This window comes from Pseudomonas sp. 2822-17 (genome assembly GCF_002742485.1).
Lineage (GTDB): Bacteria > Pseudomonadota > Gammaproteobacteria > Pseudomonadales > Pseudomonadaceae > Aquipseudomonas > Aquipseudomonas cyclaminis.
Genome location: NZ_LJRZ01000217.1, coordinates 1 through 236 on the forward strand (window position 1 = coordinate 1; position 236 = coordinate 236).

Sequence of the window (236 nt, forward strand, 5' to 3'; positions counted from 1 at the left end):
CACTCCAAAACACTTCCACTTGTGCACCAGCACCTGATAAATCTTTCTCTAAATCTATCGTTTCCTGTGCAGGACAAATTGGATCATTTTTCCCTGCACCAATAAATACAGGTGTGCCACTCAATTCTGGCAGTTGAATCCCTCTTCTAGGAACCATTGGATGCAGTAACACGGCACCTTTTAAAGAGTTCTCATAATGATATAGCAGGCTTCCCGCTATGTTAGCACCATTAGAG

1 protein-coding gene is annotated in these 236 nt (G+C 42.8%); it reads right to left on the reverse strand.

The features are described from left to right. The coding region (locus tag AOA60_RS01645) for an alpha/beta hydrolase (protein ID WP_178075308.1) at positions 1 to 236 on the reverse strand (236 nt) is incomplete at both ends.